25 protein-coding genes and 1 tRNA gene are annotated in these 23,973 nt (G+C 61.9%); 6 read left to right on the top strand and 20 right to left on the bottom strand.

All coding sequences use genetic code 11. From position 1 onward, the window contains the following. Positions 1 to 86 precede the first annotated feature (86 nt). The 4 genes from cysT to J2X54_RS20575 are packed head-to-tail and all read left to right on the top strand — an operon-like array spanning position 87 to position 3,856. The gene (cysT, locus tag J2X54_RS20590) at positions 87 to 959 is read left to right on the top strand and encodes a sulfate ABC transporter permease subunit CysT (protein ID WP_310183136.1); all 873 of its coding nucleotides are present in this window, start codon (positions 87 to 89) and stop codon (positions 957 to 959) included. Then, positions 959 to 1,849, top strand: coding sequence for a sulfate ABC transporter permease subunit CysW (gene cysW, locus J2X54_RS20585; RefSeq protein ID WP_310183134.1), 891 nt, complete (start codon positions 959 to 961; stop codon positions 1,847 to 1,849). The genes cysT and cysW overlap by 1 nt, the downstream gene beginning before the upstream one ends. Position 1,850: 1 nt before the next feature. Further along, positions 1,851 to 2,930, top strand: coding sequence for a sulfate/molybdate ABC transporter ATP-binding protein (locus J2X54_RS20580; RefSeq protein WP_070249470.1), 1,080 nt, complete (start codon positions 1,851 to 1,853; stop codon positions 2,928 to 2,930). Then, positions 2,927 to 3,856 carry a CysB family HTH-type transcriptional regulator gene (locus J2X54_RS20575; protein ID WP_070249469.1) on the top strand — a complete coding sequence of 310 codons (930 nt, stop codon included), beginning with the start codon at positions 2,927 to 2,929 and terminating at the stop codon, positions 3,854 to 3,856. The genes J2X54_RS20580 and J2X54_RS20575 overlap by 4 nt, the downstream gene beginning before the upstream one ends. Positions 3,857 to 3,871: 15 nt before the next feature. On the opposite strand, the gene J2X54_RS20570 is transcribed toward J2X54_RS20575, so the two are convergent. The 5 genes from J2X54_RS20570 to J2X54_RS20550 form a co-directional block, all read right to left on the bottom strand. Then, positions 3,872 to 4,918 (bottom strand): aldo/keto reductase, encoded by a 1,047-nt coding sequence (locus J2X54_RS20570; RefSeq protein WP_310183131.1) that lies wholly within the window; start codon positions 4,916 to 4,918, stop codon positions 3,872 to 3,874. Between the two features lie 9 nt (positions 4,919 to 4,927). After that, on the bottom strand, positions 4,928 to 5,968 hold the full coding sequence (locus tag J2X54_RS20565; protein WP_310183128.1) for a quinone-dependent dihydroorotate dehydrogenase: 1,041 nt from the start codon (positions 5,966 to 5,968) through the stop codon (positions 4,928 to 4,930). A gap of 34 nt (positions 5,969 to 6,002) precedes the next feature. Then, complete coding sequence (locus tag J2X54_RS20560) at positions 6,003 to 6,731, bottom strand: arginyltransferase (protein WP_070249467.1); 729 nt, start codon at positions 6,729 to 6,731, stop codon at positions 6,003 to 6,005. Between the two features lie 104 nt (positions 6,732 to 6,835). Next, positions 6,836 to 7,570 (bottom strand): leucyl/phenylalanyl-tRNA--protein transferase, encoded by a 735-nt coding sequence (gene aat / locus J2X54_RS20555; RefSeq protein WP_070249466.1) that lies wholly within the window; start codon positions 7,568 to 7,570, stop codon positions 6,836 to 6,838. Further along, positions 7,567 to 8,154 (bottom strand): NUDIX hydrolase, encoded by a 588-nt coding sequence (locus tag J2X54_RS20550; RefSeq protein WP_310183123.1) that lies wholly within the window; start codon positions 8,152 to 8,154, stop codon positions 7,567 to 7,569. Before J2X54_RS20550 ends, aat begins: the two co-directional genes overlap by 4 nt. A 173-nt stretch (positions 8,155 to 8,327) precedes the next feature. Between J2X54_RS20550 and J2X54_RS20545 the strand changes: the two genes are divergently transcribed. After that, a tRNA-Met gene (locus J2X54_RS20545) sits at positions 8,328 to 8,404 on the top strand. Between the two features lie 96 nt (positions 8,405 to 8,500). Here the strand turns inward: J2X54_RS20545 and J2X54_RS20540 are convergent. The 3 genes from J2X54_RS20540 to J2X54_RS20530 form a co-directional block, all read right to left on the bottom strand. Further along, positions 8,501 to 9,451, bottom strand: a complete 951-nt coding sequence (locus J2X54_RS20540) for a DNA-3-methyladenine glycosylase 2 (RefSeq protein ID WP_310183121.1) — start codon at positions 9,449 to 9,451, stop codon at positions 8,501 to 8,503. Beyond that, on the bottom strand, positions 9,451 to 10,347 hold the full coding sequence (locus J2X54_RS20535) for a DMT family transporter (RefSeq protein ID WP_070246760.1): 897 nt from the start codon (positions 10,345 to 10,347) through the stop codon (positions 9,451 to 9,453). The genes J2X54_RS20540 and J2X54_RS20535 overlap by 1 nt, the downstream gene beginning before the upstream one ends. Positions 10,348 to 10,416: 69 nt before the next feature. Beyond that, positions 10,417 to 11,439: an XdhC family protein gene (locus J2X54_RS20530; RefSeq protein ID WP_310183117.1), complete on the bottom strand. Its 1,023-nt coding sequence runs from the start codon at positions 11,437 to 11,439 to the stop codon at positions 10,417 to 10,419. 44 nt (positions 11,440 to 11,483) lie between these two features. Here J2X54_RS20530 and J2X54_RS20525 point away from each other — a divergent pair, with 44 nt between their 5' ends. Further along, a complete protein-coding gene (locus J2X54_RS20525; RefSeq protein ID WP_167359032.1) occupies positions 11,484 to 11,639 on the top strand; it encodes a hypothetical protein in 156 nt (51 codons plus the stop codon). Positions 11,640 to 11,642: 3 nt separating this feature from the next. On the opposite strand, the gene J2X54_RS20520 is transcribed toward J2X54_RS20525, so the two are convergent. The 12 genes from J2X54_RS20520 to J2X54_RS20465 form a co-directional block, all read right to left on the bottom strand. Beyond that, positions 11,643 to 12,053 carry a surface-adhesin E family protein gene (locus J2X54_RS20520; RefSeq protein WP_070246762.1) on the bottom strand — a complete coding sequence of 137 codons (411 nt, stop codon included), beginning with the start codon at positions 12,051 to 12,053 and terminating at the stop codon, positions 11,643 to 11,645. 9 nt (positions 12,054 to 12,062) lie between these two features. Further along, positions 12,063 to 13,160, bottom strand: a complete 1,098-nt coding sequence (locus tag J2X54_RS20515; RefSeq protein WP_310183114.1) for a M48 family metalloprotease — start codon at positions 13,158 to 13,160, stop codon at positions 12,063 to 12,065. Positions 13,161 to 13,177: 17 nt separating this feature from the next. Next, positions 13,178 to 13,627, bottom strand: coding sequence for a dUTP diphosphatase (dut, locus tag J2X54_RS20510; RefSeq protein ID WP_310183112.1), 450 nt, complete (start codon positions 13,625 to 13,627; stop codon positions 13,178 to 13,180). 2 nt (positions 13,628 to 13,629) lie between these two features. Beyond that, positions 13,630 to 14,853: a bifunctional phosphopantothenoylcysteine decarboxylase/phosphopantothenate--cysteine ligase CoaBC gene (gene coaBC, locus J2X54_RS20505; protein ID WP_070246765.1), complete on the bottom strand. Its 1,224-nt coding sequence runs from the start codon at positions 14,851 to 14,853 to the stop codon at positions 13,630 to 13,632. A gap of 11 nt (positions 14,854 to 14,864) precedes the next feature. After that, complete coding sequence (gene lspA, locus J2X54_RS20500) at positions 14,865 to 15,368, bottom strand: signal peptidase II (protein ID WP_070246766.1); 504 nt, start codon at positions 15,366 to 15,368, stop codon at positions 14,865 to 14,867. 92 nt (positions 15,369 to 15,460) lie between these two features. Beyond that, positions 15,461 to 18,343: an isoleucine--tRNA ligase gene (gene ileS, locus J2X54_RS20495; protein ID WP_310183110.1), complete on the bottom strand. Its 2,883-nt coding sequence runs from the start codon at positions 18,341 to 18,343 to the stop codon at positions 15,461 to 15,463. Between the two features lie 63 nt (positions 18,344 to 18,406). Continuing rightward, positions 18,407 to 19,390, bottom strand: coding sequence for a bifunctional riboflavin kinase/FAD synthetase (locus J2X54_RS20490; protein ID WP_070246768.1), 984 nt, complete (start codon positions 19,388 to 19,390; stop codon positions 18,407 to 18,409). A 189-nt stretch (positions 19,391 to 19,579) separates the two neighbouring features. After that, a complete protein-coding gene (locus tag J2X54_RS20485; protein WP_229255245.1) occupies positions 19,580 to 20,800 on the bottom strand; it encodes a tetratricopeptide repeat protein in 1,221 nt (406 codons plus the stop codon). Positions 20,801 to 20,871: 71 nt separating this feature from the next. Next, the gene (locus tag J2X54_RS20480; protein WP_208599999.1) at positions 20,872 to 21,300 is read right to left on the bottom strand and encodes a biopolymer transporter ExbD; all 429 of its coding nucleotides are present in this window, start codon (positions 21,298 to 21,300) and stop codon (positions 20,872 to 20,874) included. 60 nt (positions 21,301 to 21,360) lie between these two features. Beyond that, on the bottom strand, positions 21,361 to 21,789 hold the full coding sequence (locus J2X54_RS20475; RefSeq protein ID WP_056140820.1) for a biopolymer transporter ExbD: 429 nt from the start codon (positions 21,787 to 21,789) through the stop codon (positions 21,361 to 21,363). A 6-nt stretch (positions 21,790 to 21,795) separates the two neighbouring features. After that, entirely contained in the window at positions 21,796 to 22,734 is a 939-nt protein-coding gene (locus tag J2X54_RS20470) for a MotA/TolQ/ExbB proton channel family protein (protein ID WP_141749427.1), read from the bottom strand. Positions 22,735 to 22,822: 88 nt separating this feature from the next. Next, the gene (locus J2X54_RS20465) at positions 22,823 to 23,488 is read right to left on the bottom strand and encodes an energy transducer TonB (RefSeq protein WP_310183106.1); all 666 of its coding nucleotides are present in this window, start codon (positions 23,486 to 23,488) and stop codon (positions 22,823 to 22,825) included. Positions 23,489 to 23,973 lie beyond the last annotated feature (485 nt).

Below are 23,973 nucleotides of genomic sequence, written 5' to 3'. Positions count from 1 at the left end.
CTAAATAAAAATTGCTTCGTTTGTAGAATGAAGGACAAGTGAGATTATGCAGCCCTTATAGAAGTTTTTGTAATAAGGGAGCGTCAATGTCAGCAGTCCTCACAGCCCCCGGCGCGGCGCCAGTTGCCGCACGGGGTGCGCCTTTCCGCGTGATGCCCGGCTTCCGGCTCTCGCTCGGGTTCACCATCTTTTACCTGGCGCTGATCGTCCTGATCCCGCTGTCGGCGATTTTCCTCAAGACTTTCACCATGACCTGGGAAGGCTTTATCGCGGCCGTCACCTCCGACCGGGTGATGGCCTCGTACCGGCTGACGTTTGGCGCGTCGCTGATCGGCGCTTTCATCAACGTCATTTTTGGTGGCATCGTGGCCTGGGTGCTGGTGCGCCACGAATTTCCAGGCAAGCGCTTCGTCGACGCGCTGGTGGACTTGCCGTTCGCTTTGCCCACCGCTGTGGCCGGTATCACCCTGACCGCGCTGTATTCGGCCAATGGCTGGTTCGGCCAGTTCATCGAAGGCGTGCTCGGCATCAAGGTGGCGTTCACGCCGCTGGGCGTGGTGGTGGCGCTGACCTTTATCGGCTTGCCGTTCGTGGTGCGCACCGTGCAACCGGTGCTGGAAGACGCCGAACGCGAGCTGGAAGAGGCAGCGGCCAGCCTGGGCGCGAATGCCTTCCAGACCTTTACCCGCGTGGTGTTCCCGACCATTCTCCCTTCCTTGATGACCGGTTTCGCGCTGGCATTCGCGCGCGCCACCGGCGAGTTCGGCTCGGTGATTTTCATTGCCGGCAATATGCCGATGGTGTCGGAAATTACGCCGCTGTTCATCATCACCAAGCTCGAACAGTACGACTATGCCGGCGCTACCGCGATCGCGGTGGTGATGCTGGTGGTGTCGTTCTTGATGCTGTTGGGTATCAATCTCTTGCAAGCCTGGGCTCGCGGAAAGTCGGGTAAATAATGAGCGGTGTTCCTACTCCTGTGCGTCGTGGCGAACTGCCATCGGCGCCGCAAACCCTCGAGCCGCGCTGGGTGCGCAACGTGCTGATTGCCATCGCGCTGCTGTTCCTCACTGTGTTCCTGTTCGTGCCGCTCGTGGCCGTGTTTGCCGAAGCATTCCGCAAGGGCTGGCAAGCGTACGTGTCGGCCATCGTCGAGGAAGACGCGATCTCGGCCATCAAGCTGACCCTGATCACGGCCGCGATTGCCGTGCCGCTGAACCTGGTGTTCGGTGTCGCCGCCTCGTGGTGTATCGCCAAGTTCGAGTTCCGCGGCAAAAGCTTTTTGCTCACCCTGATCGACTTGCCGTTCTCGGTCTCGCCGGTGATTTCGGGCCTGATCTACGTGCTGCTGTTCGGCGCCCAGGGCTGGTTCGGCGAGTGGCTGTACAAGCATGACATCAAGATTTTGTTCGCGGTGCCGGGCATCGTGCTGGCCACCATTTTCGTGACGTTCCCGTTCGTGGCGCGTGAGCTGATTCCGTTGATGCAGGCGCAGGGCAACGAGGAAGAGGAAGCGGCCATCGTGCTGGGCGCCTCGGGCTGGAATACCTTCCGCCGCGTGACGCTGCCCAACATCAAGTGGGGCCTGTTGTACGGCGTGATTTTGTGTAATGCCCGGGCCATGGGCGAGTTCGGCGCGGTGTCGGTGGTGTCCGGCCACATCCGTGGCGAGACCAACACCATGCCGCTGCAAGTGGAAATTCTCTACAACGAATACAACTTTGCCGCAGCCTTTGCCGTGGCGTCCCTGCTGGCCTTGCTGGCCCTGGTGACGCTGGCCCTGAAATCCTTTATCTCCTGGCGCCTGAACGAATCGCGCGTGGAAGATGCCCGTATCAAGGAGCAGTAACATGACGATCGAAGTTAAAAACATCCATAAACGTTTCGGCGATTTCGTCGCCCTCAACAACGTCTCGCTCGACTTTCCGCAAGGCGAACTGACGGCGCTGCTGGGGCCGTCCGGCTGCGGCAAGACCACCTTGTTGCGCATCATCGCCGGCCTCGAGCACCCCGACTCGGGCCAGGTACTGCTCGACAATAACGACGCGTCGCACCGCCACGTGCGCGAGCGCCAGGTCGGCTTCGTGTTCCAGCACTATGCGCTGTTCAAGCACATGACGGTGTTCGAGAACGTCGCTTTTGGTCTGCGCGTCAAGCCGCGCGCCGAGCGGCCATCGGAAGACCAGATCCGCCGCAAGGTCAAAGACCTGCTGGAGCTGGTGCAGCTCGACTGGCTGGCCGACCGCTATCCGCCGCAACTGTCCGGTGGCCAACGCCAGCGCATCGCCCTGGCGCGCGCGCTGGCGGTGGAGCCGCGCGTGCTGCTGCTCGACGAGCCGTTCGGTGCGCTCGACGCCAAGGTGCGCAAGGAATTGCGCCGCTGGCTGCGCCGCCTGCACGACGACCTGCACGTGACCAGTATTTTCGTGACCCACGACCAGGAGGAAGCGCTGGAAGTGGCCGACCAGGTGGTGCTGATGAACAAGGGTAACGTCGAGCAGATCGGCGCGCCGGACCAGGTGTACAACCATCCGGCGTCGCCGTTCGTGTATGGCTTCCTCGGCAATGTGAACATGTTCCATGGCCGTGTGCAGGACGGCGTGCTGGCCAGCGGCGACGCCAGCTTCCAGGTGCCGGGCCAGCAGAATGGCGAAGGCGCCAACGGCAAGGGCACGGCGTACGTGCGCCCGCACGACCTGGAAATCGACCGCTATACGCCCGGTGCGGAAGGCATCGTGGTCAAGCTGCGCCGCGCGCACGCGATCGGTCCTCTGGCCCAGCTCGACCTCGAACGCGGCGACACGTCCGAGCTGATCGAGGCAGTAATGTCGAACGAACGATTCACCAACTTGCAGCTTAAGGAAGGCGAGACCCTGGTCGTGCGTCCCAAGCGGCTGCACGTGTTCGTGGATGCAGGAGCGCCATTATGAACTTCCAGCAATTGCGCTCGATCCGCGAAGCGGCCCGGCGCGGCTACAACCTGACCGAGGTGGCCAACGCGCTGTTTACGTCGCAGCCGGGCGTGAGCCGCCAGATCCGCGAACTCGAAGATGAACTGGGCGTGGTGATTTTCGAGCGCAACGGCAAGCGCCTGACCGGCATGACGGAGCCGGGCAAGGGCATCCTGAAAATCATCGACCGCCTGCTGATCGAGGCCGAAAACCTGCAGCAGGCCAGCCTCGAATACACGGGCCAGCAAAGCGGCACCCTGAGCGTGGCGGCCACCCACACCCAGGCCCGCTATGCGCTGCCGAAAGTGGTGCAGGGCTTCCGCGCCGCCTACCCGGACGTGCGCATCGCCTTGCAGCAGAGCGCCCCCGAGCACATCGCCGAATGGATTTTATCGGGCAAGACCGATATCGGCATCGCCACCGAGGGCCTGTCGGCGTTCCCCGACCTGGTGTCGTTCCCGTGCTACCGCTGGAGCCACATCATCGTGGTGCCGGATGGCCACCCGCTGCTGTCGCGCAGCCCGATCCGGCTCGAAGACCTGGCGGAATTCCCGCTGATTACCTATGACGTCGGTTTTACCGGCCGCGGCCACATCGACGCCGCCTTCAACCAGGCCGGCGTGAAGCCGGACATCGTGCTGACGGCGATGGATTCGGACGTGATCAAGCAGTACGTGGCGCTGGGCCTGGGCGTGGGCATCGTGGCGTCGATGGCGTTCGACCACGGCCGCGACAAGGGCATGCGCGCGGTGGAAGCGTCGCACCTGTTCGCCTCGAACACGACGCGGCTGGCGGTGCGCAAAGGGGCCTACCTGCGCTCGTATGCGTACGACTTCATCCTGCAATTTGCGCCGGATTTGAAGCGGTCCGATATCGAGGCGGCGTTGAATGGTGGTGGCGACTAGCCACCACCCTCAAGCTTATTGGCCGGGGTTGGTGATGCGCGCGTGAATCGCGTTCACCTGGTCGATCACTTCTGCCGACAGCTGCACTGCGTACGCATCGATGTTGTCCTTCAGTTGCGCCAAAGTCGTCGCGCCTATGATGGTCGAGGCCACGAACCAGCGCGAGTAGCACCACGCCAGCGCCAATTCTGTTGGGGTAAGCCCATTCTCGCGCGCCAGCCTGGTGTACTGCGCTACCGCTTCGAGCACGGACGGGCGCAGGTAGCGCGGGCTCCAGTTGGGCGGGAAGATGGTCAGGCGGCCGTGCGCCTTGGGATTATCGTGGTACTTGCCGGTCAGCTGGCCGAACGCCAGCGGGCTGTAGGCCAGCAGGCCCACGTTTTCACGGAAGCAGGTCTCGTCCAGCAGGCTGGTTTCGTAATGGCGCGCGGTGAGGTTGTACAGGTTCTGGATGCTGGCGATGCGCGGCAGGCCTTTCAGTTCGGCTTGCTTGATGAATTCGCTTACGCCCCAGCTCGACTCGTTCGAGACGCCGATCGCGCCGATCTTGCCTTCCTTGACCAGGTCGCCCAAGGCGGCCAGCGTGTCTTCGATCGCCACGCAGTCGCGCTCGTTCTCGGGATTGAACACGGTGTTGCCGAAGATCGGCGTGTTGCGGCTGGGCCAGTGCAATTGGTATAAATCGATATGGTCGGTTTGCAGGCGCTGCAAGCTGGTATCGACCGCTGCGCGCAAGCTGGCAGCATCCAGGTTCTGCTTGCCGTCGCGCACCCAGGTCAAATTGGGATTGGGACCGGCCGCCTTGGTGGCCAGCACCACTTTATCGCGCAGGCCGCTTTTCTTGAGCCAGGTGCCGATGTAGCGCTCGGTAGAGCCTTGCGTCTCGGCGCGCGGCATCACCGGGTACATCTCGGCCGTGTCGATGAAATTGATGCCGCGCTCGAAGGCGTAGTCGAGCTGGCTGTGGGCTTCGGCTTCGCTGTTCTGCTCGCCGAAGGTCATGGTGCCGAGGCAGATTTTCGAGACGTTCAGGCCGCTCGTGCCCAGTACGGTTTTTTCCATGGTCATTCCTTATTTGCCGCGCACGGCGTCGGCGCAGTCGCGCACCAGGGCCGGGCCCGCGTAAATCAAGCCGCTGTAGAGCTGCACCAGTTGCGCGCCGCAGTCCATTTTTACTTTCGCGTCCGCCCCGCGCATGATGCCGCCCACGCCGATGATCGGCAGCGCGTCGCCCAGTTCCGCCTTGAGCAGCTTGATGACGGTGTTCGACAGCGCGAACACCGGCGCGCCCGACAGGCCACCCGCTTCGGCGCCATGGCGCATGCCGGTCACCGCGTCGCGGCTCAGCGTGGTGTTGGTGGCGATGACGCCGTCGATCTTGTGGCGTACGAGCGCATCGGCAATGTTCCTGACCTGGTCGCCATCCATGTCCGGGGCGATTTTCAGGGCCAGCGGCACGTAGCGCTTGTGCTGGTCGGCCAGGCGCAGTTGTGCCTCTTTCAAGGTGCCCAACAGGCCGTCGAGCTCGGAGCCGCCTTGCAACTGGCGCAGGTTCTTGGTATTGGGCGACGAGATGTTGACGGTGACATAGCTGGCGTAAGGATAGACTTTTTCCAGGCAGTGCAGGTAGTCGCCGGTGGCGCGTTCGATCGGGGTGTCGGCGTTCTTGCCGATGTTCAGGCCCAGTACGCCGGCCTTGTCCTGGTAAAAGCGCGAGGACTGCACATTGTCCACGAAGGCGTCGACGCCGCCGTTATTAAAACCCATGCGGTTGATGATGCCGTGCGCTTCGGGCAGGCGGAACATGCGCGGCTTGGGATTGCCGGCTTGCGCGCGCGGGGTGACGGTGCCCACTTCGATCGAGCCGAAACCGAGGTCGGCCAGTGCGTCGATGTAAGCACCATCCTTGTCGAGGCCGGCCGCCAGGCCCACCGGGTTCTTGAACGTGATGCCCATCACCGTGCGCGGGTCAGCTGCCGGTTGTTTCACCAGCCTGGTCAGACCGAGGGCGGCGGCGCGCTTGAGGGCGGGCAGGGTGGTGTGGTGGGCTTGCTCGGCGTCCATGGAGAACAGCAGCGGACGGGCCAGGGAGTACAGGAAGTTTTGGGACATGAGGGCGCTCTGGATGTTGTTCGCCCGTATTTTATCAGTCGCCCAGTACACTCCACACGCCTTTGATGCGCGCTTCCAGCGGTTTGAAGTTGGTTTTATAGGACATCTTCTGGCTTTCCGCGATCCAGTAGCCGAGATACACGTGTGGCAGCTTCAATTCGCGCGCTTGCGAGATTTGCCACAGGATATTGAAGGTGCCGTACGAAGCGCCTTCCACGTCGGGATCAAAAAACGTGTACACCGACGACAGGCCGTCGGACAGTACGTCGATGATGCTGACCATGCGCAGCATGCCACCCGGCTCACGGAACTCCACCAGGCGCGTGTTGACCCGGCTTTGCAGCAGGAACTGGGCGTACTGGTCGCGGCTGTCCTGGTCCATGCCACCGCCGGCGTGGCGCTTGCTCTGGTAGCGCAGGTACAAATCGTAGTGTTCGTCCGAAAACGACAGCGTGGCCACGCCCGGGATCAGGTCGCCATGGCGCGCCCAGGCGCGGCGCTGGCCGCGGCTGGGCAGGAATTGATCAACCACCACCCGCACCGGGATGCAGGCCTGGCAGCCGTCGCAGTAGGGACGGTAAGTAAAGATGCCGCTGCGCCGGAAGCCGTTCTTGACCAGTTCCGAATACACGTCGGCATTGATCAGGTGCGACGGCGTGGCAACTTGCGAGCGCGCCTGTCGTCCGTCGAGATACGAGCACGGGTAGGGCGCGGTGGTGTAAAACTGCAGCGTCGCAAAAGGCAGTTCATTCAGGTGCGTCATGCCGGTCCTAGTTCGGGGCCTGTACTGTCGTACGGCGGGGCGGTTGTTCTTTTGACCAATAATAGCGTTTATCGAGAAACCGTGTCGCCGGTTGTGCCTCCAGCTTAACGTTCTTGCGACCAGGGAGCAATTGGTTCCCACTTCATGATTTGAGGCAATTCAATAGTGTTGCGGAGATGACTTAAAAATCGCGCGCGCGTAACCGGTATGGCGCCCAACGAGGCCAGATGGCTAGTTTCCTGTTGGCAATCTATCATCTGGACCCCTTGTTCACGCAAAAATCGCACCAGGTAGGCCAGGGCAATCTTCGAGCCGTCGGTGACGCGTGCAAACATCGATTCGCCGTAGAACATCCGGCCGATCGACACGCCATATGCGCCACCCACCAGCGCGCCATCGAGCCACACCTCTGCAGAATGGGCATAGCCCATGCTGTGCAGGCCCGTGTAGCCGGCGATGATGTCATCCGAAATCCAGGTACCGGGGCCGTCGCGGCGCGGCGCCGCACAGGCGCGCATCACATCCTCGAATGCACTGTCGAAGCGCACCTGCCAGCGCCCGCCGTCCGGCTTGGTGCGTTCACGCTCCACTTTGCGCAAGGTCTTGCGCAAGCTGTCACTGATGCGAAACTGGTCCGTCATCAAGACCATGCGCGGATCGGTGCTCCACCACAGGATGGGCTGACCTTCTGAAAACCACGGGAAGATGCCATGCCGGTAAGCCATCAGCAGGCGCTGCGGCGACAGGTCGGCGCCAGCTGCCAGCAGCCCCGGCGCTTCGCGCGTGAGCGCGGTCGAGACATCGGGGAAGGGCGTATCGCGTTCCAGCCAGGGGATCACGTGGCATCGTCCGAGCGCATGGCCCGGTGGATATCGTGTTCGTGGAAGCCATACTCCGCGTTGCCGCCGGCTTCGCGCATGCGCGCGCGGTCGGCAAAGAATAGTTCGAGCGTGGCGCGAATGGTGGGAAAGGCCAGGTCGTCCCACGGAATCTCCCCCTCGCTGAACAACTGCACGTCGAGGCTTTCGATGCCGGGCGCAAAATCGAGGTCGAGCAGGGTGGCCAGGTAAAACATGTGCACCTGCTGCACGCGCACCACGTTCAACAGCGAAAACAGTTTGCCGAGGGTGATGTTGGCGCCGGCTTCTTCCTCGGTTTCGCGGAGTGCCGCCTCGGCCGTGGTTTCGCCGTTTTCCATGAAGCCGGCGGGCAGGGTCCAGTAGCCATGGCGCGGTTCGATTGCGCGCTTGCACAGCAGTACCTTGAGTTCGCCGTCGCGTTCCCACACGGGAATCGAGCCCAGCACCATTTTCGGATTCTGATAGTGGATCGTGCCGCAGTTGGTGCAGACGTAGCGCGGACGGTTGTCGCCGGCCGGGACCGTCAAAGTGACGGCAGCGGCGCATTCGGAACAATATTTCATAGGGGGTAACTGCCTGGTCGGAATTGTTTGCTCATTTACCTACTTTACACCGATTGCGGCGCACAGGCATGGTCGTTCACAGGCAGGCTGCGGATTTATTCGGCCTATCGGCAATCATTTCAGGATTAAGATTGCCTAATCCCGCGAACTGCCCTATAATACATCCATACAGACGCGGGGTGGAGCAGTCTGGCAGCTCGTCGGGCTCATAACCCGAAGGTCACAGGTTCAAATCCTGTCCCCGCAACCAAATACTAAAACCGCTGATTCCGTAAGGAGTCAGCGGTTTTTTCATTTGTACCGCTGGCTTTGCAACAAGTTGGCGACCTTTGATGTGCCCTGCGGCCTATTCCTTGTCTGCTCGCGGATGCAAGCTGGCCCACAAGTGTGCTGCCGCCATGGTCCGGTGCGGCGCGTAGCGCGCCAGCAGTTGCTCGGTGCGGGCCATATCAGGTTTTACTTCCTCATTCAGCAGCGCCTGCAAGGCCGCGCGGATGGCGACGTCGCCGTGCAGCGAGCAGTCGGCGTCGCCGTAGCCGCGCAGCAGGCCGTAGTTGACGGTCCACGGGCCGATGCCTTTCACCGCCAAGAGTGCCGCCGAGATCTGTTCGATGCTGTTGGCCGGCGACAGCGCCAGGTCGAGCGCGCCGCTGTCCACCAACCGCGCCAGCCGCAACAACGTTTCCCCTTTCGCGCGCGAAAATTTACGGGCCAGCAGCGCATCCAGTTCCAGCGCGGCCACGTCCTGTGGCCCCGGATAGCACCACGAGCAGCTGCTGTGGCGGCGCCCGGCCAGCTGTATCAGCGTGCGGCGCAGCGCGATGGCGAACGACAGGTTGATCTGCTGGCCGATGACGGCCCAGGTCAGGGCCTCGAACACGGTGGCCGACTGCACGATCAGCAGCCCCGGTTGCGCGCGCACCAGGTCGCCCAGCAGCGCATCGTCGGCGGCAAACGCGCAAAACGGCGCCGGGTCGATGCGCAGGCCCAGGATATTGAGGATGGCGTCATGTGCTTGTACTTCCACGCGGCGGCGCACGGCGGCGGATAGTTTGCCGTCGGCGTGTACCGTGCACACTGCGCGGCCGGGCGCGCCGAGACTGTCTCTGGAAGAGCCGAACCGGCCTTCGAAAGCCACGTCGAGCAGCACCGGCACGCCATCGAGCATCACACCCTTGCGCAGCCGATGCGCTTCAACCTGCTCGGCCACCGCTTCGGTATCGCGGCGATGGAAAGCCAGCACGTCATGCAGCCGATAGCCGGGCGCCAGGTCCAGCGTGAAGGTGAAGCCGGCCATCAGGCGCGGGCCTTGCGCAGCGCGCCGAAATTCGGGCGAAAGCCCGTCACCAGCGCGGTGCCGACGACCACGATGCCGGCGCCGACGATGGTGTACCAGTACAACGACTCGCCCAGGAACAGCACGCCCCACAGGATGCCGAACAGGGGACTCAGGAACGTCACGGTCAGCGCCGACGACGGTCCCACGTCCTGGATCAGGCGGAAATAGATCAGGTAAGCCACGCCGCTGCACAGCACGCCCAGCGCGATCACCGCACCCATGACGCCGATGGTGGGCGAGGCCGGCGCCGGGAAGAACGGTACCACCGGCAGCACCAGCAGCACCGACGCCCACATCGAACCATGGGCATTGGCGAACGGCTCCACGCCCTGGGCGCTGGCCGCGCTGCGCGTGTAGTTGCTGGCCACGCCGTACATGAACGAGGCGCACAGCACGGCCACGATGGCGATGCCGGCGCCCGGCTTGGACGCAACATGGTCGAAGCCCACCAGCAGCGCCACACCGCACGCGCCAAGCAGCAGGCCGATGGCCACCTTGGGCGTGATCGGGTGGCGCGACCATACCGCTGCGATCAGCGTGCCCCACAGCGGCGTGCTGGCGTTGAGCACCGCCATCAGCGACACCGACAGCGTGCGCGCGGCAAATGCGAACAGCAGGAACGGCAGCGCGGAATTGAGCAGTCCCAGGATCAGGTAATGCTTCCAGTGCCGGCGCAAGGCCAGCGGCTTTTTCAGCACCAGCGCCATCACGCCCAGGAACAGGGCGGCAAACAGCACGCGGTATTCGATCAGCACAGGCGCACCCAGCACGGGCGCGGCGATGCGCATGAAGAGGAAGGAGCCGCCCCAGATGGCGGCGAGGAAGATCAGGCGGAGGAGGTTGGCTGTGCTCATGCTGCCATTGTCCCGCAGCGGGATGGAGAATGCCAGCCGGTTATTGCTTTTATCGTCACAGCTGGCTGGTTAAACCGCGCCCGTCTCCACCACGCACACCTCGGCGCCTGGCGCCGTCGGTGCTGCTGAATGCGGCACCAGCATCCCGGTCGGCACGCCGTTCTTGGTCGCGGTCAGTTCGGCCAGGATCGAGATGGCGATTTCCGATGGCGTCTTGCTGCCGATGTACAGGCCAATCGGACCGTGCAGGCGCGCCAGTTGTGCCGGCGTCAGATCGAACTGCAGCAGCCGCTCGCGGCGCTTGCTGTTGTTCAGGCGCGAGCCGATGGCGCCCACGTAAAACGCGTCGGACTTCAGCGCTTCCATCAGCGCCAGGTCGTCGAGCTTGGGATCGTGGGTGAGCGCCACGACCGCGCTGCGGTGGTCGAGCCGCATGGCGGTGACGATATCGTCGGGCATGTCGTGCACCAGTTGCACGCCGTCGACGTGCCAGCCGGCGCGGTATTCTTCGCGCGGGTCGCACACGGTCACGTGGTAGTCCATGGCCGTGGCAATCTGCGCCAGGAAGCGCGACAGCTGGCCGGCGCCGATGATCAGCAAGCGCCAGCGCGGGCCGTGCAGCGTGACCATGGCGCGCTCGCCTACCTGCGTCTGCGCGCCGGGCGGCGCTGCCGACAAATCCACCGCACCGGTCTGCAGGTCGAGCCGGCGCTGCACCAGTTCGTGGCGGTCGAGCCGCGCGAGCAGCTCGGCGATGCGGCTGTGCTGCGCCAGCGGTTCGATCGCCAGTTCGATGGTGCCGCCGCACGGCAGACCGAAGCGGTGAGCTTCGTCGGCGGTGATGCCGTAGCTGACGATTTCGGGCGCGGTGCGGCTGATGCCGTGGTCGCGCACGCGCGCAATCAGGTCGTCTTCGATGCAGCCGCCGGAAACCGAGCCGATGACGGTGCCGTCCTCGCAAATGGCCAACGTGGCGCCGACCGGCCGCGGGCTGCTGCCCCAGGTCTTGATGACGGTAATGAGTTCGCAGCGGCGCCCGGAGGCGATCCATGCTGCGCTGGTTTTGAGTACTTCGAGGTCGATGCTGTCCATGGGTTGGAATATACTACGCCTCACTGAACCGTGCAGGGAACGCCATGACCGAACCGAACGATTACGAAGACGACAGCCAGGATGAAGAAGGTCCCAAGTTCGGCCGCCTGTTGCTGGTGCTGGTCGGCGTGGTGCTGCTGTGCGGGGTGCTCACCTGGCTGATGGCCACGGTGTTCCCCGACTTCCCGAACTTCAGCTAATCGTTACGGCTTGCAGACGATAGCCAAGGCATTATCGTACGGGCTGTCCGGCACGATATCCTCGGCCGTAAACTTCTCGTACTTGTAGGTTTCCAGCGCCTCGCCCTTGCCCATGGCTTCCGGGTAGAACACCTGCGAGAGCAGGATCGTGGTGCGGTCCTCGCACGAATACAAATGCAGCGCTTTCACCGATTTGTACGGTTTGCCTTCGGGTGAGTTTTGCGTGCTGGCGAACGAGTGCAGCGACCACACCTTGCGCGTCTTGTCCTTCTTGATCACGCTGGCGCGGTCGATGTAATAGGCATTGCCGGCGCCGCCCGAGGCGCCGTTCACCCGGGCCCACTGCGCGGCCTGGGCGCTGCCAGCCGCCGCAAGCAATACGCACACCACGACCGACAGGGCAGACTTGTTCATCGATGACTCCTACGGCACCAGCGGTTTGTTGGAGGACTGCTTGCTGCGGATTTCGGCCACGGTCTTGTCGATCACGGACAGGCGGTAGTTTACAGCCGGGTGATTGGCCGTGTAGCCGTTCAGTACCGAGGCCGGATACTGCGTGGCCAGGCGCTGCCAGAACGCGCGCGCGCCAGCCGTGCTGTAGCCGGCGCGCGCCACCATGTACAGCGACAGGCGGTCGGCAGCGGCGTCAAGATCTTGCGGCATCGGCTTGACGCCGGCGCTGCCGATCAGCATGGACGTATCGGGACGAATCGCCACCAGGTTGTCGATGATGCTGCCGACCGTGTAGGCCGAGCGCGTGGTGGCTGCATGGCCGAGGATGTTGTGGGCCATGTCCTTGGCCAGCACGTAGGCAATCGCTTCGTCGGACTGGGCGAAATTGACCATGCCACGCGTGATCAGCACGCGCTGGCCGTCGGAGTAGGCGTTGATGTTGTCGGCATTGCCGATGTCGATTTTAAAGGCGCAGGCGCGCGTGACGGGCAGCTTGAGCGGCACGTTGGCGTTCTTGCGCTCGACCATCAGGTTCAGGGTCTTGCTGCTGGAGGCGAGCGGACCGAGGATGCCGGCCGCCTGGGTTTCGGCGTTGGGACCGCGCGGCAGTTCCTTGCCTTCGGCTGCCAGCAGGATATCGCCCTGTTTGAGGCCGGCCTTGGCGGCGCCGCTGCCGGCCAGTACGCTGGCCACTTCCAGGCGGTCGCCGTAGTTGAGCACTGCGGTGGCGGCGTCGACGTATTCGCCCGAGTACGAGTAGCGGTTCTTGGCGGTAAAACCGAGCAGGTTGCGCGCTTGCGAGCGGCACAGGTCGGCGTTATTGATCAGCAGCGGGGCGGCGATGCGGTACAGGCGGTCTTGCAGCGCCACCATCTGGCCCAGTTCTTCGCGCGCCGCCGCCATCTTGGCGGTGACCAACGGCTGGTCCTGGTTGATGGTGCGGGCCACGACCGGCTCGGACGAGCTGTCGGTGGGGCGCACCGTGTAGGTGGTGCAGGCGGTGAGCAGGCACGCTGCCGCGACCAGGGACAATGATGCGAGTTTTGTCGAAGTGTGCTGCCGGGCCATCCTGAGTCTCCTGCTTTTTATTGTACGCCGGTGCTGCCGAAACCTCCGACACCACGCTCGCTGCTGTCAAATTCTTTCACCACGTTGAAGCCCACCTGCAGCACCGGCACGATGATCAGTTGCGCCAGGCGTTCCATCGGGTTCAGGGTGAAGGCGCTGTGGCCGCGATTCCAGGTCGATATCATCAGCTGGCCCTGGTAATCGGAGTCGATCAAGCCTACCAGATTCCCGAGCACGATGCCGTTCTTGTGTCCCATGCCGCTGCGCGGCAGGATCATGGCGGCGTAGCCGGGATTGGCCACGTGGATCGCCAGGCCGGTGGGAATGAGCACGGTCTGGCCGGCTTCGATCACCAGCGGCGCATCGATGCAGGCGCGCAGGTCGAGACCGGCGGAGCCCGGGGTGGCGTAGGCCGGCATTTGGTCTTTCATGCGCGGGTCGAGGATTTTGACGTCGATGGTATTCATGTTTATTTGTCGAACAAGGAGTGCTGGGTAATGCGTTTGGAAATTTCGGAAATCAATTGGCGCGCCAGCGTGAGCTTGTCGGCGCGCGGCAGGATGGTGTGGCCGTTTTCGTCGAAAAGGATGATGGTGTTGTCGTCCTGGCCGAAGGTGTGATGGCCGATGTTACCGACCAACAGCGGAATGCCTTTTTTCTCGCGCTTGTCGGCGCCGAACTGGACCAGGTTTTCCGACTCGGCGGCAAAGCCCACGCAATACGGGTGACCGGCCAGCGAGGTGCGCGCCGCCACCGTGGCCAGGATGTCCGGGTTCTGCTCGAACTTGAGGTCGGGCACCGAGCCGTCCGGGTTCTTTTTCAGCTTCTGTTCGCTGGCATTCGAGATGCGCCAGTCGGCCACCGCTGCCACCGCGATGAAGATGTGCTGGTGGTCGACATTGGCCATCACCGCGTCGTGCATCTGCATCGCGCTTTGCACATTGATGCGCTGCACGCCGAACGGCGCCGGCAGGGCGGTGGGGCCCGAGACCAGCACCACTTCGGCGCCGGCTTCGCGCGCTGCGCGCGCCACGGCGTAACCCATTTTGCCCGACGACAGATTGGTGATGCCGCGCACCGGGTCGATCGCTTCAAAAGTAGGACCGGCCGTAATCAGGATGCGTTTACCGGCCAGTACCTTGGGCTGGAACGACGCGATCAGTTCTTCGAGCAGCTGCGCCGGTTCGAGCATGCGGCCCATGCCGACTTCGCCGCAGGCCTGGTCGCCGGCGGCCGGACCGAAGATGACGATGCCGTCTTCCTCCAGTTGGCGGGCGTTGCGGCCGGTGGCGGGGTTCTGCCACATTTCCACGTTCATGGCCGGCGCGATCAACAGCGGCACATGGCGCGGACGCGCCAGGCACATGGTCGAGAGCAGGTCGTCACACACGCCGTGCGCCAGCTTGGCCATGAAGTCGGCCGAGCAGGGCGCGATCATGATCGCGTCCGCGTGGCGGGTGACGTCGATGTGGGCCATGTTGTTGTCCACGCGCGGGTCCCACTGGCTCGAATACACCTTGTTGCCGGACAGCGCCTGCATGGTCACGGCCGTGATGAAATGCTCGGCAGCGTCGGTCATCACTACCTGCACCGAGGCGCCGGCCTTGGTCAGTGCGCGGCACAGTTCCGCCGACTTGTAGCACGCTACGCCGCCGGACAGGCCCAGCACGATTTTCTTGCCGCTCAATTCCATGCGATGCCCCTTTATTTATTAACCCTACGCAGCTCATCGAGGATGAACAGCGCGGCGCCGACGCAGATCGCCGCATCGGCGACATTGAACGCCGGGAAATGGCCCAGGCCTTCCCAGTGAAAATCGAGGAAGTCCACGACATGACCATACACCACGCGGTCGATCACGTTGCCCAGCGCGCCGCCCAGTACCAGCGTGAGCGCCCACGAGAACATGCGCTGGCCGCCGTGCTTTTTCAGCAGGTAGATGATGTAGGCGGCCGCCGCCAGGCCGATGGCGGTGAAGAAGTGGCGCTGCCAGCCGCCGGCGTCGTGCAGGAAGCTGAACGCGGCACCCTTGTTATAGGCCAGCACCAGGTTGAAGAACGACGTGATGACCTTTTCCTCGCCCAACTGGAAGGTGCGGGTGATGGTGATCTTGGTGAGCTGGTCGATCAGGATGATGATGAAGGCGATGCCCAGCCACGGCGTCAGGCTGGCCGAGGATTTGGACGGGAAGATTTTTTTGGTGGCCATATAAATATCAGGGAAAATCCGGTGGCGTCATCCCCGCCTGCGCGGGAATGACGGTTCATGCGTTGGCGGCGATGCGCATTGCCGCGCACAGTTTAAGCGAACTTGCGCTGTTCGCCCGCACCAAACAGGTTGCTGTAGCAGCGACCGCACAGGGTAGGGTGGTCGGCATGGCTGCCCACGTCGGCGCGGTAGTGCCAGCAGCGCTCGCACTTTTCGGCCGTCGATGCGGCCACTGCCACCACTTCTTCCGCTTCGGTCGATACTTCGGTCACCTGCGCGGCCGACGTGATGAACACGAATTTCAGGTCGTCGTCCAGGCTGGCCAGCAGCTTGTACTTGTCACCCGACGCCTTGATCGCCAGCTCCGCCTGCAGCGACGAGCCGATCGCGCCCGAGGTGCGCAGGTCTTCCAGCTGCTTGGTGACGTCGGTGCGCACCGTGCGCAGCGCCGTGTACTTGGCCAGCAGCGCGCCGGCGTCGGCCTGCTGCGGCAGCTGCCACCAGGTTTGCGTGAAGATGGTCTCGTCGCTGGTGGCGTACGCTTCGGCGCCGGCAAAGATCGCCCACGCTTCTTCGGCGGTGAACGACAGCGCCGGGGCCATCACGCGCAGCAGGCTTTGCGTGATGTGCCATAGCGCGGTCTGCGCCGAACGGCGCGCCGGCGAATCGACAGCGGACGTGTACAGGCGGTCCTTCAAGATGTCGAGGTAGAAGCCACCGAGGTCTTCCGAGCAGTAGTTCTGCAGCTTGGAGTACACGGGCTGGAACTCGTAGCGGGCGTAGTGCTGGGCGATTTCTTCCTGCAGCGCGGCCATGTTGGCGATCGCGTAGCGGTCGATTTCCAGCATCTGTTCGACCGGCACGGCGTGCTGCGCCTGGTCGAAGTCGGACGTGTTGGCCAGCAGGAAGCGCAGCGTGTTGCGGATGCGGCGATACGCTTCGGTCACGCGCTTCAAGATCTCGTCGGAGATCGACAGCTCGCCGGTGTAGTCGGTGGTGGCAATCCACAGGCGCAGGATGTCGGCGCCCAGGGTGTCGGAGATCTTTTGCGGCGCCAGCGTGTTACCGAGTGACTTCGACATCTTCTTGCCTTCGCCATCGACCGTGAAGCCGTGGGTGAGCAGCGCCTTGTACGGCGGTTTGCCGTCCAACATCGAGGCGGTCAGCAGCGACGAATGGAACCAGCCGCGGTGCTGGTCCGAGCCTTCCAGGTACAGGTCGGCCGGGAACGCCAGCTGTTCCTTGTGAGAGCCGCGCAGCACGGTGTGATGGGTCACGCCCGAGTCGAACCACACGTCGAGCGTGTCCTTGTTCTTCTCGTAGCTGGCCGCTTCATCGCCGAGCAGGTCTTTCAGGTCGAGCGCCAGCCAGGTGTCGATGCCGCCCTGCTCGATGCGCTGGGCGACTTGCTCGAGCAGCTCCGGCGTGCGCGGATGCAGCGCACCGGTTTCCTTGTGCACGATGAAGGCCATCGGCACGCCCCACTGGCGCTGGCGCGACAGGGTCCAGTCGGGACGGTTGGCGATCATGCCGTGCAGGCGCGCCTTGCCCCAGTCGGGGAAGAATTCGGTTTGCTCGATGCCGGCCAGCGCGGTTTCGCGCAGGGTGGCGCCGCCGTCGGCAGGCGTCACGTCCATGCCCGCGAACCACTGCGACGTGGCGCGGTAGATGATCGGGGTTTTATGGCGCCAGCAGTGCATATAGCTGTGGGCGAACATCTTCAGTTCGAACAGCGCGCCTGCTTCGCGCAGGGCGTCGCAGATCGGCTTCGAGGCTTCCCAGATGGTCATGCCGCCGAACAGCGGCAGCGTGGACGCGAATTTGCCGTCGCCCATGACAGGCGTGAGCATCTGCTCGTCCTTCAGGCCATGCGCGCGGCACGAGATAAAGTCGTCGAGGCCATAGGCCGGCGCCGAGTGCACCACGCCGGTACCGCTCTCGGTGGTCACGTAGTCGGCCAGGTACACCGGCGACAGGCGGTCGAAGAACGGATCGGCTGCGTGCAGCGGGTGGCGGAAGCTGATGTTTTCCAGCGCCGCGCCCGGGGCGGTGGCAATCGTGGTGCCTTCGAGCTTGAAGCGCGCCAGCGACGACTCCACCAGGTCCTGCGCCAGGATCAAGAGCAGCGGCTGGCCGTCACGCTCGGTTTGCACCAGCGCGTAGGTCACTTCCGGGTTGACGTTGAGCGCCTGGTTGGACGGGATGGTCCACGGGGTGGTGGTCCAGATCACGATGAAGCCGTTCTCGGTCGGCAGCTGCGGCAGGTTGAAGGCAGCGGCGAGCGAATCGAACTGGGCGAACTTGAAGCCGACGTCGATGGCCGGATCGCGCTTCTCGTGGTATTCCACTTCCGCCTCGGCCAGCGCCGACTGGCAGTCGAAGCACCAGTTCACCGGTTTCAGTCCACGGTACACATAGCCTTTTTCCAGCAGCTTGCCGAGCGCGCGCAGTTCGTCCGCCTCGTTCGAGTAGTTCATGGTCAGGTAAGGGTTCTGCCATTCGCCCAGCACGCCCAGGCGGATGAAGTCCTTGCGCTGGCGGTCTACCTGCTCGAGCGCGTAGGCGCGGGCCTTGGTCAGCACTTCGGCGGTCGGCAGGTTTTTGCCGTACAGTTTTTCGATCTGGATTTCGATCGGCATGCCGTGGCAATCCCAGCCCGGTACATACGGTGCGTCGAAGCCGGCCAGCGAGCGCGATTTGATCACCATGTCCTTGAGGATCTTGTTGACCGCGTGGCCCAGGTGGATGTCGCCGTTGGCATACGGCGGGCCGTCGTGCAGGATGAATTTCGGACGACCGGCAGCAGCCTTGCGCACGCGCTCGTAGATCTTCTTGTCCTGCCATTGCTGCACCCAGGTCGGCTCGCGCCTGGCCATGTCGCCGCGCATCGGGAACGGGGTTTCGGTCATGTTGACCGGGTATTTGCTCTCTGGCTTCTTGCTGTTTTTAGGGTTGTCGGATTTTGGATTGGACATGGGATTTCTTCAATAAGATTTCGGGGAATTCGGGGTAGCCGGCGCGCGTAGCTGGTCGCGCGCTCAAATTCGGTCGGTGGCCGAGGTGGCGCCATCTTTAGCACCGTCGCGCCTGGCGAAATACGCGCGGGCGATGTCGGCGTCACGGTGGATGGCGGCGGTGAGCGTGGGCAGGTCGACGTATTTTTCTTCGTCGCGGATCTTTTGCAGGAACTCCACCCGCACCTGCTTGCCGTAGCAGTTCTGTGCGAAGTCGAAAATATGCACCTCGAGCAGCACGCGGCCGCTGTCGTCCACGGTCGGACGCACGCCGAGGCTGGCCACGGCCGCCAGCGGCTGGTCCGCCAGGCCATGCACCTGGACGATGAAGATGCCCATCAGGGCGGGGCGGTGCGGTACCCGTAAATTCAGGGTGGGGAAACCCAGCGTGCGGCCGAGCTTCTGGCCATGGATCACGTGGCCGGACATGGCGTACGGGTGGCCCAGCAGCGCCTCGGCGCGGATAAAGTCGCCTTCAGCCAGCGCGGTGCGCACGGCCGACGACGAGATGCGGGTGGCGCCGTTCATCACGGTGGGCAGTGTTTCGACGTGGAAGCCGTAGCGTTGGCCCGCTTCCTGCAGCATCTGCACATTGCCGGCGCGGCGCGCGCCGTAGCAAAAGTCGTCGCCCACCATCAGCCACTTCACGTGCAGCCCTTCGACCAGCACCTGCTCGGTGAATTGCTGTGGCGTGAGAGCGGCAAACGACGATGAAAAATGTTCGACGATCACGCGGTCGATGCCGTTGTCGGACAGCGATTGCAGCTTGTCGCGCAGGTTGGCGATGCGGGCCGGCGCGCGTGTCAGGTCACCCGACTTCTGTGCGAAGAATTCGCGCGGGTGCGGCTCGAACGTCATCACGGCCGCTTCGAGCCCGAGATCGCCGGCAGCTTCGCGCACGCGGGCCAGCAAGGCCTGGTGGCCCAGGTGGACACCGTCGAAATTGCCGATCGTGAGTGCGCACGGCGCCCGCGATGCCGCGTTGGGAAGACCTCGAAATACCTTCATGGGATTATGCTGGAACTGACGCTAAATGGAAGATTATACGTGAGCGGGGGGGAGGGTGGAAAAGATGCAAAAAAGATGAAAAAAAAGCGCTGTTTGCCGGAGCAAACAGCGCATTCTTGCACCGAACTAAATGTTAAAGAGGCCTCCAAAACCGTAGCGTGACGCGCAGCAGGTTTTCGAGGTCTCCCCTTAAGAATGGTTCAGGCTGATGGTCCAGTAACGGGCCAGGTCAGCGGTGCCGTCTGTGCCTTTGACCGTCTTGAAGGTGGACAGTGCGGCAGCTTTCTTGCCGGCGACCGATTGCGCGATACCGTAATGCAGCTTGATCGCTTCCGGATTGCGGCCGGTGCCCAGTTTGACAGCCTGGTCCATCAGGGCCAGTCCCTTGTCGGCTTTACCATCGGACACCAGGGCATAGCCCAGGTTGGCCAATGCGTCGGCATCCTTGGCTTTGACTGCTTCGGCTTCGGCAGCGGCCAGCTTGCCAGCGAACTCGGCCTGGGTCTTGGTGGCCAGGTCTTTCAGGCGCTGGTGGCGCGGTGCGTCGGTACCGGTGCCCAGGGCGCCTTTTTTGTAGCCTTCGTTGATGATTTTGAGCGCTTCAGCTGGATTGCCGGCTTGCAGTGCCAGCTGGCTCATTTCCATGTATTCGGAAGGCTTGCTCAGCAGGCCATTGGCCAGGCGCAAGCGCAATACGTCGAGCGACAGCGTGGACGAGTAGCCAGGCTTGGCTTGTACGCGTTGCAGCAGGTCGGCCCAGGTCTGTGGCTTCGGATAGCTCGCTGCCATGCGTTCCAGGGTCTGCACGTAACCGGCCTTGTCGTTCTGCTTGAGCTGGATGTTGGCCAGCATGCCCAGTTGGGCTTCGTTCAGGTTCTTTTGCGACGACAGTTCCTTGGCTGCTTCAGCGTACTTGCCGCTGATGTAGTAGGTCTGGATCAGCAGTTCCTTCATGGCGCCGTCGTTAGGATTGTCCTTGAGTGCGCGGTTGATCCAGGTGATCGCTTTTGGGTAGTCCTTGATGCGGTAGTAGATACCGGCCAGGGCCTGGGTGAATTTCGGTTGTTCGGCAGCGGACAGCTTGCCGGAATTGATCACGCTTTCGAAGGCTTTGGCGGCCGTGTCGTAATCGCCTGCGGCCGACGCGGCGGAGGCGCGCGTGCGTTCGATCAGGTACGTGTCGTTGGCGGATTTGTTACCGACCGAGTCGGTTTTGCGCAGTTCTGCGAGTGCTTCCTTGTTTTTTCCTGCCGCAGCCAGTTTCTGTGCTTCCTGCAATGGTTTGCCGATTTCAGCACGCACTGTTTCGGCCGCGAAGGCAACCGACGAAAAACCTGCCAGGGGAGCTGCTGCAGTAAAACCAATAGCGGCCATTACCAGGCCGAGATGAGCGAGACGAAACTTGGTCATGGGTAAGTTTTCTTTCTTCAAAATGCGAAATAGGCAGGAATGGTCCTGCCTATCGTTGAACATAGAACTAATTATTGGAACTGTTCGTTGCCGACCAGGCCAATCTTGGTCACGCCGAGGCGCTGAGCCGAAGCCATAACACCAGCCACAACCTTGTACTCAACCAGCTTGTTCGGACGCAGATGCACTTCCGGCTGATCAGGTTGCGCTGCGACATCAGCCAGTTTCGCTTCCAGGGTACCGCGGTCAGGAATGACGTTGTTATCCCACAGAATCGTACCGTCGAAGTCGACGTCAATCGTGATGACCACTGGTTCCTTGGTCGATGGCGGCGGCGTACCGACCGGCATGTTCAAGTTCACCGAGTGGTTGGCTTTCGGAATCGTAATGATCAGCATGATAATCAGCACCAACATCACATCGATGAGGGGCGTCATATTCATTTCCATCATTGGTTCCGGATCCGCGCCTGCGGATGGGGAGCCGACATTCATACTCATGATGTTTCCTTTTTAGAAGGGCAGGCCTGGAGACCAGGCCTGCGCGGTGCACGGGTGGGTTTAACCCCGGTCAGGCGGTTCGGTGATGAAACCGACCTTCTGAATACCAGCGCGCTGGGTCGTGTAAATGACTTTGCCGATCGATTCGTAGCGTGTTTCTTGGTCGCCACGAACGTGAACTTCCGGCTGCGGCAATTTCACGGCCTCCACCTTCAGAAAATCGAACAACTCATTAGTGTCCCGCATTTTCTTCTGATTCCAGTAGATGTCGCCATCCTTGCTTACCACAATGTTGACATCTTCCGGTTTGGTCTGAATAACCTGGTTGTTTTCTTCTGGCAGCTTGATCTTGATCAGCTTCAGAACAACCGGGCTCGTGATCAGGAAGATAATCAGCAGAACCAACATGATGTCCACGAGGGGCGTCGTGTTGATTTCTGACATGACTTGATCTTCGTCTCCGCTATCGGAGCCTACGGACATCGACATGATTAATTACCCAATCTTTTTAGCGGCCATACGGGCAGCGTCGGAGGTGGACATTGCGCCCGAGATCAGCACGGAGTGAACGTCGGCCGAGAACGAACGGACATCTTCCATCGCGGTTTTGTTACGACGTACCAGCCAGTTGTAACCCAGAACGGCAGGAACCGCCACGAACAGACCGAAAGCGGTCATGATCAGTGCTTCACCGACTGGACCTGCAACCTTGTCGATCGATGCGTTACCCGACATGCCGATGGCGATCAGTGCATTGTAGATACCCCAAACGGTACCGAACAGACCGATGAACGGTGCGGTCGAACCAACGGTTGCCAGGAACGACAGGCCGTCTTGCAGACGCGATTGAACTTTGTCAACAGCGCGCTGGATCGACATGGTCACCCAGGTCGACAGGTCGATTTGTTCCAGCAGGGCGCCGTCGTGATGCACGGTAGCCTTGGTGCCGGTTTCAGCGATGAAGCGGAATGGCGAGCCTTCTTTCAGCGAAGCCGAACCTGCGGCGATCGACGAAGCTTTCCAGAACTTGGCGCTGGTTTCTTTCGATTGCTTGAAGATTTTCTGCTGGTCGATCAGTTTGACGATGATGATGTACCACGAACCCATCGACATGATGGTCAGGATGATCAGGGTAGCGCGCGAAACGAAGCCGCCGTCCCAAACTGCTTTGAAGCCGTATGGGTTTTCAACTTCTTCGTGGCCGGCTGCGCCGTGGGCTGCTGGTGCTGGTGCTGCTGCATCGGTTGCTGGGGCTGCTGGAGCTGCTGCATCGGCCGCTGGAGCCGCTGGTGCTGCTGCCGCATCCGCTGCTGGTGCCGAGGCTGCAGGGGCAGTCTCTTGTGCGTAAGCTGGTGCGCTGACCAGGGCGGCGGTTGCCGTCATGGAGAACATTACAGCGGCCAGTACAGCGGACAAACGGGTATTCTTAAACATGCTTCCTCCAAATTGATAAATAATCAGATCGCTGAACGTAATTGACAACGAAACTTACTTAAGTTGAGACGGTGCTGCTGCCTCGCTTTTACTCCAGCTTCCAGAGATATTGCATCGTCATCCACGCTTCTGTCGGCTTGCCGTCCGTCAGACCCGGTTTGAATTTGCACTTGCTGATACCAACAATCGCTGCTTTGTCCAGATCACGGAAACCCGAGGTTTTCACGATTTTGGAGTCGGCGACACGGCCATCGGTAGCAATCAGGAACGACAACGTCACCGTACCCGTTTCTTCGTTACGCAGCGACGATTTCGGCCACTCTGGCAAAGCGCAGGTGGAGAAGTCGGCGACTGCTGCCACGTTCGGTGGACCCGAGCGTGCAGGTGGTGCTGGCGGCGCCGATGGTGCCGGCGGCGCCTTCACGATTTCCTTCGACGGCGGCGCCACATTGGTCGCATTCTGCAGGACGTTTTGTGGCGGCGGCGGTTGCTGCACGTTCACCTCGACTGGCGGGATGAATGGCGGCGGTGGAGCCTTCATTTCCGGCGGAGGTGGCGGTGGTGGGAGTTCCTTTGGAGGAGGAGGTGCTACTTCCTCGATGATCTTGGTCTCCACTGGAGCCACCATCTTGGCTACCAGGCGTGTGCCCAGGCCCGAAATGATCCCCCAAGCTACCAGGATGTGCAACAAAACGACAATGGTAATGCCTGTAAAGTTCTTCCCGGTACTTTTTTCGTTGTGCGTGAAATTCATGCCTGCTTTCTCCAATACCAACTCTTTTTGTTGCTACTAAACCCCAAAATGGCGACATAAAACAACAGCCGCATCCGGGACGTCGGCGAATTATACATACGAATTCTTGATTTTACATAGAATTTTCATCCCTAAAACCGGTTAAATTTCATCGGCTTTTGCTGCGTGTTAGCGCTCCCTTTGCACCAATATAGTACACGGGACCGCCCCTTGCAGCGCACAATTGGGGCAAGCCCCTCAGTGACATTACTTAGTTTTCCCTTAAGCGCATTTGCGGAATTTTATGCGTGTAACTTTACTACGCGCAGTTGATAATTCGGTCGCAGATGTTTCTTAAGTGAAACTACAAGTTACCCGGCACCGCAAAATGGTGCGGAAAGAAGTTGACTTCCTTCTGCGGCCATGCACTCCTAAAAAAAGAAACCGGGTGTCGAAGCTTGCGCTTCAGAACCCGGTCTCTTCCATGCAAGAGCCGTGCCCGTTTC

Origin of the sequence: Duganella sp. 3397, from assembly GCF_031456625.1 — a bacterium.
Taxonomy (GTDB): Bacteria; Pseudomonadota; Gammaproteobacteria; order Burkholderiales; family Burkholderiaceae_D; genus Rugamonas; species Rugamonas phyllosphaerae.
Note: the sequence above shows the minus strand (reverse complement) of the source record. Positions and strands in the feature narration are given on the sequence as shown.

Coding starts and splice junctions, on each gene's coding strand:
- cysT (WP_310183136.1), top strand. CDS start 87: ATGTCAGCAGTCCTCACAGCCCCCGGCGCGGCGCCAGTTGCCGCACGG.
- cysW (WP_310183134.1), top strand. CDS start 959: ATGAGCGGTGTTCCTACTCCTGTGCGTCGTGGCGAACTGCCATCGGCG.
- J2X54_RS20580 (WP_070249470.1), top strand. CDS start 1,851: ATGACGATCGAAGTTAAAAACATCCATAAACGTTTCGGCGATTTCGTC.
- J2X54_RS20575 (WP_070249469.1), top strand. CDS start 2,927: ATGAACTTCCAGCAATTGCGCTCGATCCGCGAAGCGGCCCGGCGCGGC.
- J2X54_RS20570 (WP_310183131.1), bottom strand. CDS start 4,918: ATGGAAAAAACCGTACTGGGCACGAGCGGCCTGAACGTCTCGAAAATC.
- J2X54_RS20565 (WP_310183128.1), bottom strand. CDS start 5,968: ATGTCCCAAAACTTCCTGTACTCCCTGGCCCGTCCGCTGCTGTTCTCC.
- J2X54_RS20560 (WP_070249467.1), bottom strand. CDS start 6,731: ATGACGCACCTGAATGAACTGCCTTTTGCGACGCTGCAGTTTTACACC.
- J2X54_RS20550 (WP_310183123.1), bottom strand. CDS start 8,154: ATGAAATATTGTTCCGAATGCGCCGCTGCCGTCACTTTGACGGTCCCG.
- J2X54_RS20540 (WP_310183121.1), bottom strand. CDS start 9,451: ATGGCCGGCTTCACCTTCACGCTGGACCTGGCGCCCGGCTATCGGCTG.
- J2X54_RS20535 (WP_070246760.1), bottom strand. CDS start 10,347: ATGAGCACAGCCAACCTCCTCCGCCTGATCTTCCTCGCCGCCATCTGG.
- J2X54_RS20530 (WP_310183117.1), bottom strand. CDS start 11,439: ATGGACAGCATCGACCTCGAAGTACTCAAAACCAGCGCAGCATGGATC.
- J2X54_RS20525 (WP_167359032.1), top strand. CDS start 11,484: ATGACCGAACCGAACGATTACGAAGACGACAGCCAGGATGAAGAAGGT.
- J2X54_RS20520 (WP_070246762.1), bottom strand. CDS start 12,053: ATGAACAAGTCTGCCCTGTCGGTCGTGGTGTGCGTATTGCTTGCGGCG.
- J2X54_RS20515 (WP_310183114.1), bottom strand. CDS start 13,160: ATGGCCCGGCAGCACACTTCGACAAAACTCGCATCATTGTCCCTGGTC.
- dut (WP_310183112.1), bottom strand. CDS start 13,627: ATGAATACCATCGACGTCAAAATCCTCGACCCGCGCATGAAAGACCAA.
- coaBC (WP_070246765.1), bottom strand. CDS start 14,853: ATGGAATTGAGCGGCAAGAAAATCGTGCTGGGCCTGTCCGGCGGCGTA.
- lspA (WP_070246766.1), bottom strand. CDS start 15,368: ATGGCCACCAAAAAAATCTTCCCGTCCAAATCCTCGGCCAGCCTGACG.
- ileS (WP_310183110.1), bottom strand. CDS start 18,343: ATGTCCAATCCAAAATCCGACAACCCTAAAAACAGCAAGAAGCCAGAG.
- J2X54_RS20490 (WP_070246768.1), bottom strand. CDS start 19,390: ATGAAGGTATTTCGAGGTCTTCCCAACGCGGCATCGCGGGCGCCGTGC.
- J2X54_RS20485 (WP_229255245.1), bottom strand. CDS start 20,800: ATGACCAAGTTTCGTCTCGCTCATCTCGGCCTGGTAATGGCCGCTATT.
- J2X54_RS20480 (WP_208599999.1), bottom strand. CDS start 21,300: ATGAGTATGAATGTCGGCTCCCCATCCGCAGGCGCGGATCCGGAACCA.
- J2X54_RS20475 (WP_056140820.1), bottom strand. CDS start 21,789: ATGTCGATGTCCGTAGGCTCCGATAGCGGAGACGAAGATCAAGTCATG.
- J2X54_RS20470 (WP_141749427.1), bottom strand. CDS start 22,734: ATGTTTAAGAATACCCGTTTGTCCGCTGTACTGGCCGCTGTAATGTTC.
- J2X54_RS20465 (WP_310183106.1), bottom strand. CDS start 23,488: ATGAATTTCACGCACAACGAAAAAAGTACCGGGAAGAACTTTACAGGC.